The 16,733-nt window shown below is 38.8% G+C and carries 22 protein-coding genes; all 22 read right to left on the bottom strand.

Annotated features, from left to right (window positions below):
- The coding region (locus RV04_RS12310; RefSeq protein WP_211271201.1) for a phage tail protein at positions 1 to 509 on the bottom strand (509 nt) is incomplete at its 3' end.
- Between the two features lie 9 nt (positions 510 to 518).
- The gene (locus tag RV04_RS12305) at positions 519 to 1,349 is read right to left on the bottom strand and encodes a phage tail family protein (RefSeq protein ID WP_071858764.1); all 831 of its coding nucleotides are present in this window, start codon (positions 1,347 to 1,349) and stop codon (positions 519 to 521) included.
- 11 nt (positions 1,350 to 1,360) lie between these two features.
- Positions 1,361 to 5,737, bottom strand: a complete 4,377-nt coding sequence (locus RV04_RS12300; protein ID WP_071858763.1) for a tape measure protein — start codon at positions 5,735 to 5,737, stop codon at positions 1,361 to 1,363.
- A gap of 3 nt (positions 5,738 to 5,740) precedes the next feature.
- On the bottom strand, positions 5,741 to 5,887 hold the full coding sequence (locus tag RV04_RS12295; RefSeq protein WP_245791094.1) for a hypothetical protein: 147 nt from the start codon (positions 5,885 to 5,887) through the stop codon (positions 5,741 to 5,743).
- Positions 5,888 to 5,952: 65 nt separating this feature from the next.
- Complete coding sequence (gpG, locus tag RV04_RS12290) at positions 5,953 to 6,264, bottom strand: phage tail assembly chaperone G (RefSeq protein WP_071858761.1); 312 nt, start codon at positions 6,262 to 6,264, stop codon at positions 5,953 to 5,955.
- 121 nt (positions 6,265 to 6,385) lie between these two features.
- On the bottom strand, positions 6,386 to 6,946 hold the full coding sequence (locus tag RV04_RS12285; protein ID WP_071858760.1) for a major tail protein: 561 nt from the start codon (positions 6,944 to 6,946) through the stop codon (positions 6,386 to 6,388).
- A 16-nt stretch (positions 6,947 to 6,962) separates the two neighbouring features.
- Entirely contained in the window at positions 6,963 to 7,334 is a 372-nt protein-coding gene (locus tag RV04_RS12280; RefSeq protein WP_071858759.1) for a hypothetical protein, read from the bottom strand.
- A complete protein-coding gene (locus RV04_RS12275) occupies positions 7,331 to 7,726 on the bottom strand; it encodes an HK97-gp10 family putative phage morphogenesis protein (RefSeq protein ID WP_071858758.1) in 396 nt (131 codons plus the stop codon). The genes RV04_RS12280 and RV04_RS12275 overlap by 4 nt, the downstream gene beginning before the upstream one ends.
- Complete coding sequence (locus RV04_RS12270; RefSeq protein WP_071858757.1) at positions 7,723 to 8,058, bottom strand: phage head closure protein; 336 nt, start codon at positions 8,056 to 8,058, stop codon at positions 7,723 to 7,725. Before RV04_RS12270 ends, RV04_RS12275 begins: the two co-directional genes overlap by 4 nt.
- A complete protein-coding gene (locus RV04_RS12265) occupies positions 8,036 to 8,320 on the bottom strand; it encodes a head-tail connector protein (RefSeq protein WP_071858756.1) in 285 nt (94 codons plus the stop codon). The genes RV04_RS12270 and RV04_RS12265 overlap by 23 nt, the downstream gene beginning before the upstream one ends.
- An 11-nt stretch (positions 8,321 to 8,331) precedes the next feature.
- Positions 8,332 to 8,574 carry an Ig-like domain-containing protein gene (locus tag RV04_RS12260; RefSeq protein WP_071858755.1) on the bottom strand — a complete coding sequence of 81 codons (243 nt, stop codon included), beginning with the start codon at positions 8,572 to 8,574 and terminating at the stop codon, positions 8,332 to 8,334.
- Between the two features lie 11 nt (positions 8,575 to 8,585).
- The gene (locus RV04_RS12255; protein WP_071858754.1) at positions 8,586 to 9,782 is read right to left on the bottom strand and encodes a phage major capsid protein; all 1,197 of its coding nucleotides are present in this window, start codon (positions 9,780 to 9,782) and stop codon (positions 8,586 to 8,588) included.
- Positions 9,783 to 9,824: 42 nt separating this feature from the next.
- Positions 9,825 to 10,376: an HK97 family phage prohead protease gene (locus RV04_RS12250; RefSeq protein WP_071858753.1), complete on the bottom strand. Its 552-nt coding sequence runs from the start codon at positions 10,374 to 10,376 to the stop codon at positions 9,825 to 9,827.
- Entirely contained in the window at positions 10,318 to 11,502 is a 1,185-nt protein-coding gene (locus RV04_RS12245) for a phage portal protein (protein ID WP_071858752.1), read from the bottom strand. The genes RV04_RS12250 and RV04_RS12245 overlap by 59 nt, the downstream gene beginning before the upstream one ends.
- Before the next feature lie 18 nt (positions 11,503 to 11,520).
- A complete protein-coding gene (locus RV04_RS13305) occupies positions 11,521 to 11,685 on the bottom strand; it encodes a hypothetical protein (RefSeq protein ID WP_169818212.1) in 165 nt (54 codons plus the stop codon).
- Positions 11,675 to 13,399, bottom strand: coding sequence for a terminase large subunit (locus RV04_RS12240; protein WP_071858751.1), 1,725 nt, complete (start codon positions 13,397 to 13,399; stop codon positions 11,675 to 11,677). Before RV04_RS12240 ends, RV04_RS13305 begins: the two co-directional genes overlap by 11 nt.
- Positions 13,392 to 13,871: a P27 family phage terminase small subunit gene (locus RV04_RS12235; protein ID WP_071858750.1), complete on the bottom strand. Its 480-nt coding sequence runs from the start codon at positions 13,869 to 13,871 to the stop codon at positions 13,392 to 13,394. Before RV04_RS12235 ends, RV04_RS12240 begins: the two co-directional genes overlap by 8 nt.
- 1 nt (position 13,872) lies before the next feature.
- Positions 13,873 to 14,205, bottom strand: coding sequence for an NUMOD4 domain-containing protein (locus RV04_RS12230; RefSeq protein ID WP_071858749.1), 333 nt, complete (start codon positions 14,203 to 14,205; stop codon positions 13,873 to 13,875).
- Between the two features lie 175 nt (positions 14,206 to 14,380).
- Positions 14,381 to 14,743, bottom strand: coding sequence for an HNH endonuclease (locus RV04_RS12225; protein WP_071858748.1), 363 nt, complete (start codon positions 14,741 to 14,743; stop codon positions 14,381 to 14,383).
- Positions 14,736 to 15,242: a hypothetical protein gene (locus RV04_RS13580; RefSeq protein WP_245791093.1), complete on the bottom strand. Its 507-nt coding sequence runs from the start codon at positions 15,240 to 15,242 to the stop codon at positions 14,736 to 14,738. Before RV04_RS13580 ends, RV04_RS12225 begins: the two co-directional genes overlap by 8 nt.
- Positions 15,242 to 15,445: a hypothetical protein gene (locus RV04_RS12215; protein WP_071858747.1), complete on the bottom strand. Its 204-nt coding sequence runs from the start codon at positions 15,443 to 15,445 to the stop codon at positions 15,242 to 15,244. Before RV04_RS12215 ends, RV04_RS13580 begins: the two co-directional genes overlap by 1 nt.
- Positions 15,446 to 16,263: 818 nt before the next feature.
- Complete coding sequence (locus tag RV04_RS12210; protein ID WP_071858746.1) at positions 16,264 to 16,677, bottom strand: hypothetical protein; 414 nt, start codon at positions 16,675 to 16,677, stop codon at positions 16,264 to 16,266.
- Positions 16,678 to 16,733 lie beyond the last annotated feature (56 nt).

Raw genomic sequence — 16,733 nt, 5'->3', positions numbered from 1 at the left:
GTTAATCGTTGATTATTTGGTATAACCACAGCATCATAATCGCTTAGTATTTCCTCGATTAATTTCAGATAGTTCGCATTGCCAAAATTCTCTTGTTCGACCGTCAGAAACTTCTTGTTCGGATCCACAACTTCCCAGCTAAAACCACGATTACCAGCGTTAAATATGTGTGTTAGCAACTGATTAATTGACCTTGTACCAGTCACTGTGTCGTACTGTCGCCCGTCCTGAATCGTGTAATAAATATGAGTAGCAGTAACACTTTTACTCACTGCTTTACCTTCTGCAGACGTGGTCATTTGTTTAATAACGAACTCTTGACCGTCGAAAATTACCGAACTTTCATAATCAACTAAATCAAACACTGTACTGTTTAAATCTGTTTTAGTTGCATTAAAGCTGACTTCCCACGTTTCGTTTTCTTGCCAATTTTCAAAAAAAGAGTCCTTATCATATTCGACAAGGATCTCCCGTTTTGTTTTTTCGTAATTTTGAATGATGATATCTATTCGAATCACCTACTTATACAGATAACGGAAATCCCAAAGAGATTTCACATTAGCCACATTTTGTATTTCTATTTCATTAATGCCAGGAGCTAAAGTAATTAGCCCTAGATTTGTATCGATTCCACGATTTACACCATTTAACTTAGGATACACACGATCAATTGTAACTGTCTGTCCAAGATTTGTTGAAAATTCAGGATAGTAAATAAATCGATCACCCGTAGTTCGATTGAAAATTGTTGCGTTGCCTAACGACTCACCTTGAAGCGTGATGTTCAGTTCGCTTTCTCGTGGATCAATAGCAAAGTCTCCAGCGTTGAATACTTCGAAACGACTAACATCAAACTCATATTCATAATCAGCAGACTCTAAATTTTGAGAGAACTGCCATTCGTCAGCTAAGTCGAATTCTGAAAGTGTAGATGTTAGGGATTCGGAATGACCTCTAAATGCGTTGAAAGTGACTGAATAAGTAGCATATCTGATACCTAATTCTTCCAAACTGATTGAGCTAGGTCGAACTAAGTAACGTTTCCCCGGCTCACGATCAGTCACGATGTAGTAACTATTATCGTCAGAAAGGAAAGAGTACAATTCTGTCTCTTTTAATTGATAGTCGTACATAGTTTTGAATTCTAAATAGAGTTTTACTTCGATTTCAAAAGCTTTAAACGAACTATTAACCTCTCTTGAACCATTGGATCCTGAAAACTCTTGATATTCGACATTTAAAGTTGGTGATTTCCTCTGAAAATCGGTACATTCAACCCCTAAAATATCCTTTAAGGATAGGAATTGACCGTTTTTGAAGAATCGCAAATCAATAATATATCCGTTCAATTTATCTCCTCCTATCCCGCTGTATACAACGCTTGATCAAAACGTTTGCCTAAGTGATTATTTGTTGAGGCTGCTATCTCGCTACCATCTAAATTAACGCTTGTATCTTTTGCTAATAGTTTAGCAAGCAAATTGTTTTGTTGGATCATCAAAGCCACTAATGTTTCCATCGATGAACTTGAATTATTACTAGTTACAGAAGGTTTAGGCTGTACGCCTAATTTGTCCATTGCAACTCCAAGTAGTTGCATTGCTCTTGAACGTTTTGCAGAATCTAATGGAATGATAATCTCAGGTTTGTTGCCTTCGGCTATTTCCGCTATTTGATGTTGGTTAACAATCCCGCCGTTAGCATAGCCATGACCACGACCAATAACACCTAACATATTTGAGCCATAACGATTTTTAGCATATTTGATAGCGGCTAACATATTGTCAAAACCATTCATGATGTTCCCTTTCCCTGGGAAAGCATTAGCCGCAAAGGTACCTCGTTTGGTTTGTAACAATCCAATCGCTGGCCCCGAACCGTCACCGTCTGGATCTGCTCCCGGTTGGATTGCACTGGCGTTGCCGCCCGATTCACTTTGAATTTGTGCCAACCAAGCATTTATATATGCTTGCGAAGTGGGTAATGCGTTCATTTTTAAAGCTTTTTTTACATAAGAACGCCATCTTTCTACTGCTGATCCAGAAGGAGTTGGCAACCCTCCATCTGTATCAGTTCCTGCTTGAAAAATATCTCCTGATCCCATAGAACCATTTAAATGAATGTGATCGTAATGGTCATTATCTGGCCAAGGAACCCATTTACCCGATTCGCCTTGTCCTGAAAGCCCCATGCGGTCACGAACTTGACCATTAGTAATGACGTAAGCAATTTGTTTAGGAAACTTCTCAAAAGCATAATCAGCTACTTTTTTATTTTCAGGTGAGCCGTTCATTGAAGACGGATAAGCAATATCTAAAGCCTGATGTTTGCCGTGATAATAAGGATCACCTTCGCGGAAACCGGAAGTGATAGTTAGTCCTCTAAATTTAGCCATTACTTTTTGAGCGACATCCACTAAATACTGATAAACGCCATTCGCGTTCATAGCCCCATCAAAGCTACCAGCGCTCATTGAATCAAACATCTCTTTAACCTTAGATGTCAAAGCATCTTTCGCTTTTTTCAAGATACCTCCGCCAACATCAAGAGGCCATTTAGTCAATCCGCCGAGCAGATTAGAGCCTAAAAGTTTGGAAACTAATTTGCCGGGATCATCGATATAATCCATGACATCGCCAATAGCACTTTTAACTGAATCTAAAATGCCTGAACCAACATCCTTAACGTTAGACCACAAGTTCGAGAACATACCGCCAGTTCCTTTAGCGTAAGCGAATGTTGAGCGTGGTTTACCCATCAGCATTGCTGTATCGTGTGCAGGAATTACTTGCGTTCCTGGTTCGCCATACATAGTAATATTTTGCCCTTGCGGAATAAACGCTTGACCGTTTGGTCTTACGACCATTTCAGCTCCAGCGCCATCATTTACCATCATCATTCCGCCAGGATGTCCGTTTGTTCCTTGTGCATAGGCGGGTTTCCAGTGACTAATTTTGTCACCACCAAGTTTTTCAAGCACCCAACTCGCACCATCAATGATTAAATTGATTGGTTTTTTAACTGCATTCATGGCTGTTTTAAAGATTGACTCGAAAGCATCCTTGACAGCGCCAGCACCAGACCTGATCCCGCTAGCAATTTTACCCGGCAAAGCTTTCATCCAGTTAACGACTGTGGAAATACCACTTGAAAATGTGTTTTTGATCGTATTCCATAAAGATTTAATCACGTTGATTAAGTTATTCTTTAAATTGCCGACACTAGATAGCAAATTAGAAGCCCAACCTCTTATTGCGCTCCAAGTATTTGATATTCCGCCTGAAAATAGTGATTTAATGCTATTCCAAAGAGCTTTAATTGCGTTAACGAATGATGTTCTTAATCCACCAACTCGACCTAATGTAGTTGAAATCCAATTGACAACTGCTGAACCTACACCACTGATTCCTTTCGAAAATAGATTTCTAACGCTTGTCCATAGACCTTGGACAACTCCTTTGAATCCGGTGGCTAAGCCCTTAACTCCTGTAAGAAGCTGTTTGAAGAACATTATTTGAATGAAGTTCCAAATCGCTTGAATAGCTCCAGAGAATAGTTGTTTAACACCTTCCCACATCTTAGAAAAATCACCAGTAAAGATACCTGTGAAAATTTTGATTGCACCTTGAATTGCGTTTAATAGGCCTTTTACTAAACCGATGACATTATCAATGAAACTCATCATCAAAGTCATAACTATTTTTACGACCGGTTGAATGAACACAAAAAAGTTTTTAATTGCTTGAATTATCTGCTTCCCATTTTGTTCCCAGAAAACGGACATTGATTTTCCAATATCACCTAATGCTGACCCGATTTTACTGATGATCGGTAAAATATAAGGGCTTAGTGTATTAAATACACCCTTAGCTATTTCAATAGCAACTGTAAACATGTTCTTAAAGTTATCCGTAAAACCTTTGATATATTGTTGTATACTTCCAATTACTCTTTGTACAGTAGTTACTGTTTCAGGCGATAAGCCAAGCTTATAAATCACTGATTCATCTTTATTTTTAAATGCAGAGAAGAGCGTGCTGATTACATCTTTAATTCTATTAATTGTTGAAATCGCCGTTTGTGCTTGTTCTGCTGGCAATATCTTTCGGATAAAATCTAATCCGCCAGTCTGTTTTTTTGTGTCATTGCTAAATAAATTAAATAGATTTTTAAACCCATCGTAAAGCGGTTTGATTGCATCTGTCGCACCTTTGGTTGCTGGTGCAATTTTTTTTGTTAAATTATCTACACCTTTGCTAATGCCACTAATAAAACTGGTAATATTTCCTTTCCCGAAAGCTCCTATGATCTCGTTGATCATATTTACAACACTAGCTTTCAGATTGCCAACAGCACCCTCAATTGTTGCAGTAGAACCCGCCGCTTTTTTAGCGACATCTGTCATGCCAAGTTTCATAAAAGCTGTGTTTAATTCTTCAGCAGAGATTTCACCATCAGCCATTGCTTGACGAAAATCCCCTCCGGCATATGCACCCATTTCTTTTAGTGCTGCTTGAATCTTTCCGGAAGCTCCTGGTATCGCATCAGAAATTTGATTAAAATTTTCTGTTGTAAGCTTCCCAGTTCCAATGGTTTGCGTCATCGCCGTTGCGACAGACTTAAACGTTTCGGCATTGCCACCAGACACCGCATTGACATTCCCAATCGCTTGAGTTAAACCGTTGAAATCCTCCACACCATTAGCCGCTAATTGTGCTGTGGTGTTCATCACATCGCCTAAGTCATAAACAGTCTGGTCTGCGTATTCTTTCATGACTTTCTGCGATTCTTTGATTTTTGAATTGTCGATACCAGCAAATTGCATGGTTTGCGTAAATTTATCCAGTGAGTCAGAAGCAGCAAAGGCTTCGTCTTTTAAGTCTGCCACCCCATCGATCACACGACCAATTAAATTAGAAGCAATTCCTGCCGCTGATCCAAAAGAGAAAGCGCCTTTCAAAGACCCAATTTTGTCTTTAAAACCGTCCAATTTTCTGCTTGATCGTGAAGCATTATCACCAAAATCATCGATTTCCCGACCAGCACTGTCAGCAGAATTTTTAAGCCCCTCTAACTGCTTGTCTGACAATTTAGTTTGACGTTCTAACTTGTTTAACTCTTTTCGAGCGTCTTCTGTTTCATCTGCAGAATCACCAAACTCATCTGCCATCAAAGCGACAACTTTTCGTTGTTCATCCATTGCTCGTTCAGAAAGCTCAGCTTGCTTAGTTAAGCCTTTCTGTTTCGCTTCAAAGGCGCCTGCTTCGTCACCAGCCGATTTCAACGCTTTAACTTCGTTGTTCATCTGACGTTCGTTTTCTTTCAACTCGTCTGTTAAATCATTGACAGCCGTTTGAGAATACACCAGTTCTTTTTTTGTATCATTTAATTGCTTGCCATAAGCGTTGTACTTTGCTGTGGCGTTGTTGATTTGAGTATTTAGTTTAGCGACTTCTTTAGACTCTTCACCGTATTTTCCGACTGCCTCATCACGTCGTTTAGTTAACTCTTTGACTTTAGCGTTTTGACCGTCCATTACTGTGGATAAATCTTTAGTTTTTTGGCTTAACGCTTCATAAGACCGACCTGCTGAATCATAAGCCTTTAAATTAGCTTTCATGTTCGATTCAGCTTGTTTGACTTTACTGTTTATTTCATCAAGCGTGTTACCAAAATTAGTTCCGTCTAAACTAATACCTAATTTAATATTTCCAATTGGCTTTCCACTACCTGCCATTTTCTACCTCCTCTCTTCCAAAATTCGAAGGTCTTCAGCCGACAAGAATTGTTTGATGAAATCTGCACCGTCCATATATTCATCGTCTTTATCTACTTCACCGAATAAGTGCAACAAATAGTGATAGTCCGATTCGTCCACGTCTTTCATCGTCCAACCGGCATCAATCAAATCTTTGTAAATTTGATCAATAGCCTTTCTTGCTTCTGAAAAGCTTATTTCTTTTTCTTTGATGGTTGCTTTTTTTCGTCACTACCTAAATCATTCATTTGTTCAAAAACATTTTGAAGAACAGGTACTAACTCATTTCCACTTAATCCATCTAAAATAGAATCAAAAGTAACTGCTGGATCTTGGAAAATGTCTGCTACAATCGCAATCATTGCATCGATAGCGTCTAAGTCAGATAATTCTTCTTTTTCGGCTTTTTCGTAGAATTTGATACACTCACGCATAGCACGTGCTGAAACATCTTGCTGTTTGAATGTTTTTTTCTTGCCTTCAACTTTTAGTTCTAATTCAATCATTCAAAATTCCTCCTGTTTGTTAGAAAATAAAAAGGCTAGCCGATTGGCTAACCTTCTGTGTCTGTTTTTGGTTCTTCTGTTGCCCCTGTGTTTTCTGTCGTTGTTGTAGAAGTCGGGCTAACTACTTCCCCACGGTGTTATTCACCAATGATTTGAATTTAGCCAGAGTCATCGTTTCTGATTCAACGGCAGTCATAAATACATACCCACGACTATCTGAAATGAAATCACCTTCGATTGAATCGGGTTGTAATTCCACACCTTTGTCTTCTCCAGTCTTCATATCAATATCCGGGTGGCTGAATTTTCCTTTTGTCATCCCCATGAAAAGGCGTTTGCCTTCTTTATTGGATGTAATCATTACCAATGAAACATAAGGCGCTTCGGTTTCAGCACCGATCACATTCACGCCATCCACAGTTTCAGCCCCGATGACTTCTTGATAGATACCGCCGTCCATTAAGTCTGCTACGTCTAAAGTGACTTTCGGCGCTGACACACCTTTACTTGCAATAAAAAACGGCACGTTTGAAGCAAAAGTGGTATTAGATGTTGAGCCCAACCCTGTGATTTTTGCTTCAATCGCACCGCCTGCAGACTTATCTGCGACTAACTCTTTAAATGTACCGGTATCTCCCGGCTGAACGCCAAAAATGACGCTATCAAATCCTACTGTTGCCATATAATTATCTCTCCTTTTAAGTTAATAAAATGTTTGCGATATATCGCTTGATGATTCGTTTCGCGCCTTCTAAATCTTCATCATCTGTTTGTTCGGTGTATGTGCATTCCCATCCCTCGGCTCTCATGACTTCATCAAGAGCAAAATAAAAGGCATCAACCTCTTTTAAAGTTGACACCCATACATCGACTTGAACGTTCATTTGAATAATATTTGGTCTGTTGCTTGCGTAATCATCATAATTTCCATAAAGCTCAACGATTCTTCCAACGGGTAAGCTAGGGACTGTTTGAGCATTTTCAGGAACGCTGTTTGTAAAAAAGTTGATTTCTTTTATTTTTTCTTCGCCACTCAAAATAGAATAGACTTGCGATACTGCTGTTTTCATAGTCCTAACCCCCGTTTCAATTCGTTAGCAATGATGTTAGCTACTTCGTTTTCAATTTGTTTTTGTGTTTTTTGTACGGCCGCTTGTGGTTTTTGTTTGATCGTTCCGAATTCAGTAAAGTGCACTCGCCAAGATACTTCTTTGTCATAACCAACATCAATTGCGCCGTTCTTTACTGACCCAGTGACAATGTGGTCTGTAGCATGCTCTTGCATGTATGCACCACGTTTGCCATTAGATTTTTTGCCATTCCAATGAGGCGTATTTTGTTTGAGTTTATCTTGTGCGTAAGAAGCCGCTTTTCTAAGCGCTGGGTTCTCAACTCGTTTTATGTTCGTTTCAAGTTGGCGAAATGCTTTAAACACTTCTGACGTATCTACTTCTACACTCATTTTTGAACCTCTTTAGCAATCACTGTTGTAAAGTCTTTAGCAAACTCGCCTTTAGTGATTGTAATGATTTCAAACGTTTTGCCAGACCATAAAACTTTCATATCGTTCGTTAATTCAGCTGATTGCTGATAGCGAATAATAAACGTTAGTGTACCTTCTAACACGGTTCCGATTGAAGCTTTAACATCACTCAACCGTTGCGTTTGAACACTTGACCAACACGAAAAAACCGTTACAGGTGTTTTGATGGGCTGCCCATCTTCATCTTTAACGATTTGGTCCTTTATGAATTCTATTCGTTGAGTTAAATCACTCGTTTGTATTAGAGCCATGTTCTAACCCCCTCAATTGATGGATCAAAGCAGTAACTCCAAAAGGAATCTCTTGCAAAGCTTGAGTTGTTGTAGCGACTCTATTCTCATACCAACTAGACACTAAAAGCGTCACCGCATAATCAAATCTTTCATCGCTTGTTTTCTTCACTTCAATAGAGCTTAGAATGAATTTTTCGGCTACTTCTTGCAGCATGAGTAACAAATTATCGTCTAAATCATGATCGATGCGTAGATATTTTTTTAGCGAATTTAATTCCATTTAATCACCGCCTATTCAGCAGTTACGGTGATTTCACACACCGCGGTTTTTCCGTTTGCAGTCGTTGCAGTGATTGTTGCTGTACCAGCTGCAATACCTGTGATTTTGCCTTGAACCGGTGTTACCGTGGCGATTGCCTCATCGCTTGAACTGTATTTAACTGATTTGTCCGTTGCGTCAACTGGCGAGACAGTCGCTGACAGTGTTTCTGATGCTCCCACCGCTAGTGTAGCCGTAGTTTTATTTAACGTCACACTGGATGGGTCTACGCTTTTGGGCCAAGCGTCACGTAGAACCCAGCGGCGGTGTCAGCTACTTCAACGTCAAAACGAACAAATCCAGCAAGTAATTGTCCATAAACATCGTTATCAACCCAACGAACCGAAGCTTGTTGACGATCAAAGTATTTAGCGAATAGTGAAGGGTCACCGATAAACGCTACCTTATCGCCTACAGCAGTACCAATAACATCATCAGCCATTACAACTAATTCGCGACCTAGCAATTTGTAGCCAGATGCAACAGTTACGTCTTGTTGTAATAAGTAACGCCCGTCATTATCTTTCATCTTGTCTAATTCGTTAAAAAAGCTTTGAGAAGCAACGAATTTAATAGCATAAGCTGGGTCAATCTTCACGTTTACGATGTCTTTTAAATCATCAATACCTGTTACAGATACAGCAGTAGCAGTTTGTAATTTAGCAGCAATAGCAGCATTTGAAGTGTTCAAAGATTGACGTTGAATATGTTCAGCAACTAATCCAGCCAAATCAACATCGGAATCATCTAACGCTTCTTGTGATACTGGAATATATCCACGATACGTTTCGATTTCGTATTTTACTTTGGTAAATTCTGGATTTGCCAGAGCTGGGTTTTTAACTAATTCAGCTACAGCAATCATTTTGTTTTTATTTGCTTTCAAAATTGGATATGATCCAGTTCCAGTAGTTACTGGCACTCGTCCAACTTGTTGGCGTAAATCAACCACTGTTTCTGGTTGTTTTTCAGGTTTTGTAATGCGATCAATCGGAATAACTGCTTCTGCATCAACAGTAGTTAAGCCATCACGTTTTTCCCCTTTTGTTCGAATAAATTGATTAATTGAACGTGTTTCGTTCGTTTTTTTATCATCTAAGATTACTTCCATAGATCGATTCTCCTTTTCTTTCTTTTTTTCGTCCTTTTTAGGCGGAATAGGCGGTATTTCTTCCTTTTCTTCTGGTTCTTTATCCTTTTCAGGTTCAGTTGGTTCAGTTGGTTCTTCTGTTTCAGGCTCTGTTTTAGGTTCATCAGAAGCGCCTAGGCCTTTTAATTCGTCTTCTAGCTCTGTCTTGAGCTGTGCTTGCGTTTCTTCTTGCTCTTTATTCGCTCGAATTTGAGCTAACAAGCCTTTAGCTTTTTCCAAATCGCCTGCATCAAGCGCTTTTTGTGCTTCTGCTTTTAACTTTTCGTTATCCAAACTTCTTTCCTCCTTCGTTTTTTGGGTATAAAAAAAGAACCTCTAGTAATTTAGAAGTTCTAGCTCTATCTGTAGTTTTCGTTTTTCTTGCTCATCGATAGCTCGTTTTAGCGAACGCTGTGCAAGTGCTGCATCCGTTCCGTTATAAGCTGGAATTGATACGATTGATATCTCAAAGAGTTCATCAATACTGTTTAAATTCCGAATGTACATGCCGTTTTCTTGTGTCCATGTTTGTGAATCATCTCTAACGACAAATCCAAACGAGCACTCATTGATATCTCCTCTGTTAATTGATTCATACAAATCGTTTGCATAAGAGGTGTTCGGCAACTGACATCTAAAATGCAGTCCAACATCATCGACAGTTAGTTCTAATGTTTGCGAAGCTGTACGTCCTAAAACCATGCTGGAATCGTGATCCACAAAACATCGAACATCAGATAGATCAGTGTTTGCTAGTGCTTCAGGAGAAATAATCTCTTTGAAGCCACCCAAATCTTTGCTTAATGAATTAAATTTAAGGGCGTAACCTTCAATCGTCCGGTTCTCCCCTGATTGAACTTCCGCTAGGCTCCGAATTTCCATTTCCATTATTTACACCTCCCCTCGCTGTGGTTTTGGTGTAGATAACATTTCCACCAGGAATATCAGCTAATCCGTAATAATTCCTGATTTCGTTAACTAACAGATATCCGTCTCCACCGTTGCCACCATCCATAGCTTTGTTCATACGAGAAGCCATGTCTTGACCAGTCAAAGTTGAGAAATCCAATTCCACATTGATTCCCAACTTTATAAACAACTCATCTGTAATCATTCGAGCGAGTGCTCGAAGTGTGCTAGAAACATACACATCATTAGCGGCATCATCTTTGGTGTTCACTAGTTCCATGCCGAATCTAGAAAGTGGGATACCAAATGCTTTAGCAATCTGTTTCGTTGAGTACACATTGTTTTGAATCATCTTCAAAATGTCTGTATTAATCTCAAACTGTTTAAATTCTTGCGTGTCATCCAAAACGATCACACTATTTGCATTCGATGCACCGCTATTTACTTCTTCAAAATCCTGTTTAATCTGTTTCTTCGAAGAATTATTAAGCGTGCCTTTATTTAGTTTCAGCACACCGCCAGCTTGAATCCCTTTTTTGAAGAATGAACTCAACATTTTGTTGCCATTATCTAGCATTGAAAGCTCAGTTTTTAGAGCGTCTAATGGACTGATACCAGTTTTTCCGTTTACAGTCACATATTTAAAATGAAGCATTTCCGAACTATCAACTTTATAAGACGTTCCAGCTTTGTTGGTGTACTCATACCTCAGCAGACCTGTCTCTAAGTCCTCATAAACGACTATTTGAGACGGCTTAGCAAACTCTAGCCAATTATCGCGGATGATAGCAAAGGAGTTACCAGACAGTAGCATTTGAGCTATAGTCGCAAACATGAACGAATATGGAGTCATCGATGAATTAGGCTTAGCATTTAATAAATCTAATTTTTGAGGATTCGTATTCTTTTCGTCCACAAACTTGAACTTGCTTGCTGCAATATCACCAGATAAGATTTTAATTGCGGTGAAAACATCGGATTGTTCTAATGCTGTTTCGCCATCAAAATTAATCGTCACAGATCCATCTGCATTCGTTATAAAATCCAGCATCGATTCAGATCGGCTCGACAGGCTACGCTTTTCTGTTTTGAAGAATAATCCCATTTATTCACCTCCTTTCAGCTACATTCCAGACTCTCGAACCAAAATAAAAACAGTCAGTATCAAACAGATACCAACTGTTAAAAAACCAACTACCAAATTAAACAAAAAAGCCGCGACTACGAATGAAGCTAGTCCCAGCACATAAAGTAAAATTACTAATATTCGCAATAAGTTACCAACCAAATCCGTACTCTCCTTTTTCAATTAATTCGTTAATGTCTTCTTCGTCAAAATCATGATACATCGCTTGCGTGTAAGCATTGATTAACGCATCTAGTGGGTCAATCTTGTTCCGATTCATTGCTTTATCAATCATGATCGTATCGTTATTCTCTTTCGTGATTGCATTCCTTATCGCTCGATTGAGTAGAGGGTTGTTGGAATGAACTGTCTTGCCTTGAATAATGTCTGTACGCAATTGTTTCGTTGGTGCGTTCAAAGTAATTAATCCTTGACGTGTCTCAATCATTTCTTTTTCATAGAATTTTGATAAGTCAGTAATAACATTGCCAGCGTTATACGGATCATAAAAGATTCCTTTTAATTCAAAGCTATTACTTTCTATGAAATCAGTTATCCAATCAACTAAATCATGATAATCGATCAGACCGTCAGCGTTACTACTGATTGTGCAATAGCCTGCTTGTTCATACTGACGATAAGGTGTTTTATCTTCTTTTTCCTTCGCTTCAATCCCACCTCTATTAGCAACAAAAGAGTAACTATCAACAAAAAACTTACTTTCTTCTCTGATTGGAATGACCCACGAAATAGAAGTTAAGTCGTTCACACGGGATAAATCGACTCCAATATAAATCTCTCGACCTGTCAGATCAGTATTTTTAATATAATCCGGTGCGATAGCAGCAAGCCATTCTTCCTCGTTCATGTAGCTTTCTTGGGACGATTGAACCCACATGTTGAATTCCTTAGTAAGGACGTTAGAGATGTTTCCTTTTGCCTTGCCTTCGTTTAACAGGCTTTGTTTTTTCTCAGTCAGTTTTTCTTTTTGTTCTGGGATCTCCATTAGTGGATTCGATTTTATCCACGTTTCTTTATCGTTAATCTCTTTAACACTGTCTTGTTCCCAACATAACGCTAAATATTCATCACCCACAACTTCGCCTTTTAATAATTTCGCAACATACTGATACTCGACTGAGTACATTGGATAATTTAATTTGCTCGAAGCAGTGGAAATAATAATCGTCAACGGTTCGTCTTGCTGGCTCATTGATGTTTCGATAACGTCCATCATTTCCGTTGTTTTCGACAAGGCGTACTCGTCAAAACACGCGAAATAGCAATCGAGCCCGTCTAAAGTATCGGCATCTGATGATAAAGGCTTCATAAACGAATCATCAGTTGTCAATAATTCATTTTGCAGAACCTTAGTAAATTTCTTTATTGTTTTGCTTTTGCCACGCAATGCTTTTAGCTGTGATTTCACCATGTTAAATACAATTTTCGCTTGGTCCCTCTTATTGGCTGTCGCATATATCTGTCTTGCCTGATACGGATTGCGTTCATAGATTAAGCAATATAAACTCATTCCGGATACGATTAAAGACTTGCCTTGCTTTCTCGCCAATGATAGATAAGCTTTTCTAAACCTTCTTGTATCGTCATCTTTTCTACGCCAACCCCACAACATTCCTAAAATAAATTTTTGGAAAAGCGCTAGCTTGTTTGGTTTGCCACTCTTCGGGTCAGGTAGCATGGAAATAAACTTAACAATGTTTTTAGCGTATTTTGGATCGTAGTAAAATGGATAGTCATCTTTCTTGGATTTCTCAATATCTGATTTATGGCGATCGATAGCTTGCTGTATTTTCTCGCCAACTAAAATATCGCCTGACTCTACTGCATCGATGTATTTTTGAACGTGATCAATCATCGTTATCAGCTTCGTTCATCATTTCCGCAAACGGATCGTCAGGTTCTTTCTCAATTTCTTGTGGATTAACGATCTTCAACCGAGAGTTGATTGTCAGTCCTAAATCATTAGTTGCTGTTTTCAGTTCTTTAGAGAATGAATTGACAGTATCAATCAAAGGATTTTTTCGACCATCAATCAAAAAGCCTTGTTCGTCTAACTCTTTGCTTGCTTTGTCGTATAAGTATGAATAGTTGCAGTAGCGAATCATTGTTTGTTGGTCTAATTCAGATACAGGAAGCTCCTGTATGTAATTTGAGATTCTATCCCACTCAACTTGAGCCTGTTCCAAAAGTCCGACAGGGTAAATTGAAAAGTCCAATCTTGGATAGTTATAGAGTTTTTCTTCCTCTGCTTTCTTAATGGCTATTTCTTCTTTTGTGTAGTTCTTTTTGCTCGCATCGAGCAATTTTTTTGGTCTTCCTCGTCCCATGTCATGCCTCCTTTGCCCATGATGTTCTATTTTTATTCTGTTCAGATACAGTTGCATATTTCAAATTTGAAACTTTGTTATTGTGCCTATTTCTATCTTTGTGATCTACAGTGACATTTCCAGAAGGTTTAGTTAAAAAGGCTTCAGCAACTAGAATATGCACTCTTTTTCCAGATCGAGACCCATTTTTATATAGGTCCACGTACAAGTAGCCATTATCTTTCTCGTATGGTTTAATCTGTTTTGTGCCGCTTGTAGACTCAGCCGCCACCCGACCGTTCGACGATACTTTGTAGCTCGGAAACCCTTGAATATTTTTCCATCGTTCTGACATGCAATCACCTCTTTCAGTCTTTACAAAGTTTTTATAGGGAAATCTATACGCACAAGAGAGGGCTTCGATTCGTCACCTCTCACTTACGTAGGGGGGTATTAAATTTATTGCAATGATATTTAGGCATAATATATCAGAAATACCTACATACGCTTAAAACGCATTTTAGACGCCTTTAAATCGATTCTGTTTTGTGTGTTTTATTGTGGCAAGTCTGACATATGCTTTCTAAGGAGGCATAATCTAATCTCTTGCTCCAATCGTTTTTTATCTCTGTCTTGTGGTGAACGATAGTAGCTGCAGTTACTTTGTTATTACGTAGACATTCTTCACACAATGGTTGTTCAGCAAGTTTTCTAAGTCTTAGCTTCTTCCACTGGCTAGAGGCATAGAAGCGAGCATACCTTATGTTGTCTTTGTTGTATCTTACTTCTCTGTTGTATGTCTTATCTGCATTACCTTTATGTTTAGCGCAATATCTATTCGGCAACTCTACATACTCTCGACAGATTGAGACAGCACATTTTGTTTTAGGCATCTCTCTTATGCCCGATGATTTTCTTATCTAAGTATTTATCATCTGGCGTTGAGTAGTATTCGATATTGATATCGTTTGCTCCATTGTCATTCGTGCCGCCAGTGTTCCAGTGATATGAGATATCAACTAGACATTCAGGATACTCACCTAACCTCTCACCTTTGTACCAAACCTCTGGGGCTGAATCAGTATCCTTTAGTTTGATTTCTAAGAGATTAGGCTCTTGTTTTGCTTTTAAATTACTTGGTCGAGTGCAATATCTAATCTCATTATCAACTAGAACAGTTACGTTATAACCCGATTCTTCCAAACCATTGATAGAGGATGCAGCCCAATAATATGAGTCTTCACTAGATAATCGAATGGGAATTCTTATATCCTTGTCTCTAATAAACGAAAGGTCTGAACCTTCAAAGGTTGTGCTTTCTATGTGATCTGCCTTGTACAATATCATTCGAACGCTACATTGATCATGCTCATCTTCTTTGTTCCAAAACATTATCTCAACCACCTCTTCATGTTTGTTTGAATATGTTCGTCCTTATATGAACCAATACCAATGAACACTAACTTGCATACATCTATTTCCCACACAGTTGCTTCATCGGTTAGTTCAACAATCGTATAGCGTTTGGCAATCTGTACTGACATTGATTGTCGTGGATACTTGCCGCTTAATGAAATGTACCAGTAGTTTCTCAATCGGGTCAGTCCTTTCTTCGATATATCTTTCTTCCGTATCGCCTAGTGATTTCATTGTTTTCTTTACGTTTATATGTATTTCTTTTAATTGGTGTTCGAATAGTAAAATATGGAACAGTATTAGACCCAGCGTATATGTTAGTCACTTCATATCTTTGTTCTAAATATTGTGGTCGATACATTCGAATCACTCCTTGCGCAAAATAAAAAGACCACTCGTGATGAGTGATCTAATATGTAATAGCAACCTACACGATGCACAAAACGCGTACGAAATTGCGCACCCCTATATTTTTAAACCGCCGATGCCTCGGTTGCCAAAGTCACTGGCAAGGAATCGAACCTTGCACGATATAAGATAGGCGTGTGACGACGCCTCGTTTTACTTCCTGCTGAATCTATGGGAACTCATTCCATCCACCGTATCTCCGTCATAGAGGTAACACACGCTATGCGTGCCTGAAATTTCAGGGAGAGTCTCTCGCTATCTCGTTCAGCCTACCCGTTACGCGGTCTCACCGAGACGGTTCTCTTATATCTGATTAACTTTACCCTTTCCGCCACAGTGACATAAAGACGGCACGTCCTGTTGAGTAGAAATCATTATTCGTGCCGTCAATTGTTTGCCTTCTCTGTTTCCTCAGAGCGGCAGTGTAGTCAAAACGAAACAATCCACCAAGCTGAGACGTTGTATGTTAACTAATTTAGAAAGAAGGAACTTTCAATGACAGTAAGTTTGAATCGTCTGCTTGATGAATTATCTACTCTATCATTTTATAGCCTATTGACATGAGACAGCTACATACTTTTGTCTCAAATTAATTAATCTCGCCAATTTTCCTAGCAAAACCAAATAGTACCTTTTGTCGTATCCGGTAAATTGTCGGTTTGCTGTAACCGTGTTTTTTACCAAACGATGCCCAATCCATCCAACTATCTGTTCCCCAATATTTCAACTCCATTAGAACCTTCACTTCTTCATCCTGTTCTTCCAATGTTTCTTTGATGCCTTTCTTCCACAATTGACGATTAACGATGTATGGATCAGATAACTCTTTAATGACTTGTAGCTCAACTGGATTACTTCTGATATTACTCTTGCCACCACCGATATTCTCATCCGCTTCACGCATCTTGAGTTCTTCTTTACGAATAGCAATCTCTTTGTTGTAGTTATAGTAGTTAGCGAACTTTCTATCCAGTTCATTAATTAGATAATCATTTCTTCCCAAGCGCTTACCCTCCGTCGTTTAGTTAATTATTTACCGAAATATAGCCACCATTTAGC

It is taken from the genome of Enterococcus hermanniensis, from assembly GCF_001885945.1.
GTDB lineage: Bacteria > Bacillota > Bacilli > Lactobacillales > Enterococcaceae > Enterococcus_A > Enterococcus_A hermanniensis.
The sequence above is the reverse complement of the archived record's forward strand: the minus strand, read 5'-3'. Positions and strand labels throughout refer to the sequence as shown.